Below are 2,916 nucleotides of genomic sequence, written 5' to 3' on the forward strand. Positions count from 1 at the left end.
TCATTTTTCAAGAAACCTCCTCCAACCGCGAGGGGGTTTCTTTTTGTCTTTTTTTGTTTACCACAGAGACACGGAGAGCTGGGAATTATTCAAATTCTCCAACGGACAGAAATGCTGCCCAATCTTTGGGTTGAAAATTGTCTTCAATGGCCTCTAACATGGCTTGTCTTAACGCCACGGAAGCACTGCCACTTTCAAGCCAGTGACGGTAAAAATTTGTCATCAATACAACGCTAGCTTCGTCGTCGATTTGCCACAGAGAAACGATCGCTCTCGGGGTTCCAGCGGCGAGTAGCGATCGTGACAATCCTAAAATGCCATCGCTGGTAATTGCTCCCAAGGCGGTATTGCAAGCACTCAACACCACCAGTTCCGCTTGGGGTAAGCCGATGGCTTGCAATTCATCACTCGTCAACCAACCGTCGCCATCGTCGGTTGCAGTCAGTGCCACTCCGCCGGGTATGCTGGAATTGGTTAAGTAGCGAAAGGTGCCGTGGGTGGCAAAATGCACGACACGCGATCGCGGTAGTTGACCCATGACAGCGGCTTCGTTGGCTGCACGGCCGATTAACGGTTGCGTTCCCAATAAATTGGCGATTTCGATCGCTTCTCGTTCCGTTCCCGGTAAGGGGGGTAAATCGTCCGGCATTTGAGGATTTCCGATGATTAATGCCTCGAGGATTTCGGAGTGTTTCGGGGCGTTCGATCGAGTCGTTTCTGCAAAATTGGTATAGTCTAAAACCTGGATTCCGGGGACGATGGAAAAGGCGTGTTTTTCGATAAAAAACTGTCCGTTTTCGTCTTTTAATGCTGCAAAGGGAACCAGTAATAAGGTTTGATGGGGAATTATAATGAGAGGCGAATCGGGAGAGTCGGGTAATAAGTCGGAGATGGGTTCGACGAGCAGTCGATCGAGCGATCGCAGGTTGCGATTTAAGCGACTGATATCGATTCCTGGTAAGTCTTCTCGAACGGCTTCGTAAGTGCTGCGAACTAATCCATGAATTAAACCAGAATCGTTATTTTTAATGCTTCCTGATGTTAAAATTGGTACAATTTCAGTATTTAAATCGATGGAAACGCTTCTAAAATGGATTTCTCCTGTATTTTTAATAACCCAAATAAACAAGTCAGAAGGACGATTTAGATTGTCCGAAACGATCGAATATTCAACCAATGTCGCGTTTCGGTTTCGGGCGAGTTCTCGAATTTCCGCGAGGGTGGGGGGTGGAACGAGATCGCGGGCTAAGGCTTCTGCATCTTCCGGAGAACGACGGCGGGCTAACAATTCCAAAAAAGCGCGGGCTTTTCCCCGTTCGGCGACTTCTAAGGCGGTTTCGATTTCGCCGCGATCGACTAAGACCTTTTGCAGGATACTGTAAGTCTGGGCTTGTTTTTCAAAAATCGAGACGCGATCGCGATCGACCAACCCCGGACGCAGGGATTCTAACATCTCGATCGACTGGTAAAGGGAATCGGTGGCGGCTTCCAAGGCGCCGAGTTCCCACTGTGCGACGCCTAAATTGTTGGCGGTGACTGCAATTCCCGCGCGATCGCCGATTTCCCGACGCAGTTCGATCGCCCGTTGGTAATACTCGATCGCCACCTGCGATTCTCCCAACTGACGATGCGCCGAACCGAGGTTGTTGAGGCTTTGCGCCATTGTCGCCGCGTCTCCCAAGGTTTCCAACAGCGGTAAACTGCGACGATAGACTAATATGGCGCGATCGAACTGCTGCAACCGTTCGTAAGTCGCCCCCAAATTGACGAGCATCTGGGGGATTTGCTGGCGATCGCCGATGTCTTCCGCTAGGGCTAAACTGCGTTCGTAATAGTCGATCGCCGTCTCAAATTGCTCTAAATCGTGCGCTGCTGCTCCGATATTGCCTAAAAAGATTGTTTCTAGCTGAGCCTCGCCCAATTCGCGGGAAATCGCTAAAGCGGCTTCAAAACGCGATCGCGCTAACTGGGGTTGTCCCAAACGGCGGTAGAGTTCTCCAATATTGTTGAGTAAAACGGCTTCGCCAAAGCGTTCGTTCCGTTGGCGTACCAGTTGGAGAGCGCGATCGAACTGTTCCAAGGCGGCGGCGTAATTTCCGGCGATTTGATAGACGACGCCGATATTATTGTAGGTGCGTTCCAAACCCTCGCGATCGCCCAAGCTGTCGTAGAGGTCTAAGGCGCGATCGTACACCGCCAAGGCGCGATCGAGTTCTCCCAATTTGCGATAGGTGTAGCCTAACTCGTCGGAAATCCAGGCTTCTAACTGGGTTTGGTTTTGCGCTCTCGCTGCGTCTAACGCTTGGGTACAGGTCGATCGGGCTTCTCGAAACGCGCTGTTGTCCGTCAGTTCCCGACAGCGATCGTACCAGGTTTCGGCGTCGAGAGATTGGGCGACACTCGAGCCGGCGAACAGGAATCCCAACAGGCTAACGGCTATGGTTTGGCTAACTCGAAATCCCATTCACCTCGATCTGACGCGACTTCGTTTAGACTAGTCGAACGGGGGGCGTTTTACAACTGTTGCAGGGCGTTACCAGTATGAGATCCCCGGCATCTTCGAGATGCTGGGGATCTGGCGACAACAGACCGATTTTTTAGGGAGAAACCGGAAAAAGGTGAGTTTTTAAGAAGAGTTTAATGGGTAAAAAAATAACTCAAGCCAGATTTCGACCTGCTGAGTTACTGCATCGACGAAAAAGCTGCGATAAACTCTAAGCTAGATAATGAGTCAGAGATGATTTCCAGTCCAGACAGAAAAAGAGTTAAAAACTCAACGGACATAAACTCAGTGGCGACTATCTAATCATTCAAGATCCCTAACAAGAATTTATGTCTTTTTAAACCAAGCTAAACTCTTTCTCCTTAGTGGTGCAGAAAAGTCCTGAAACCCTTGTTAGAAAAGATATCGCCGTA

The 2,916-nt window shown here is 49.8% G+C and carries 1 protein-coding gene; it reads right to left on the reverse strand.

Annotated features, from left to right (window positions below):
- Nucleotides 1-85 precede the first annotated feature (85 nt).
- Nucleotides 86-2,464 (reverse strand): CHAT domain-containing protein, encoded by a 2,379-nt coding sequence (locus ACP5D4_RS21350; RefSeq protein ID WP_428013618.1) that lies wholly within the window; start codon nt 2,462-2,464, stop codon nt 86-88.
- Nucleotides 2,465-2,916 lie beyond the last annotated feature (452 nt).

The organism is Baaleninema sp., from assembly GCF_049974805.1.
In the GTDB taxonomy this organism is placed as follows: Bacteria; Cyanobacteriota; Cyanobacteriia; order Cyanobacteriales; family Geitlerinemataceae; genus Baaleninema.

Coding starts and splice junctions, on each gene's coding strand:
- ACP5D4_RS21350 (WP_428013618.1), bottom strand. CDS start 2,464: ATGGGATTTCGAGTTAGCCAAACCATAGCCGTTAGCCTGTTGGGATTC.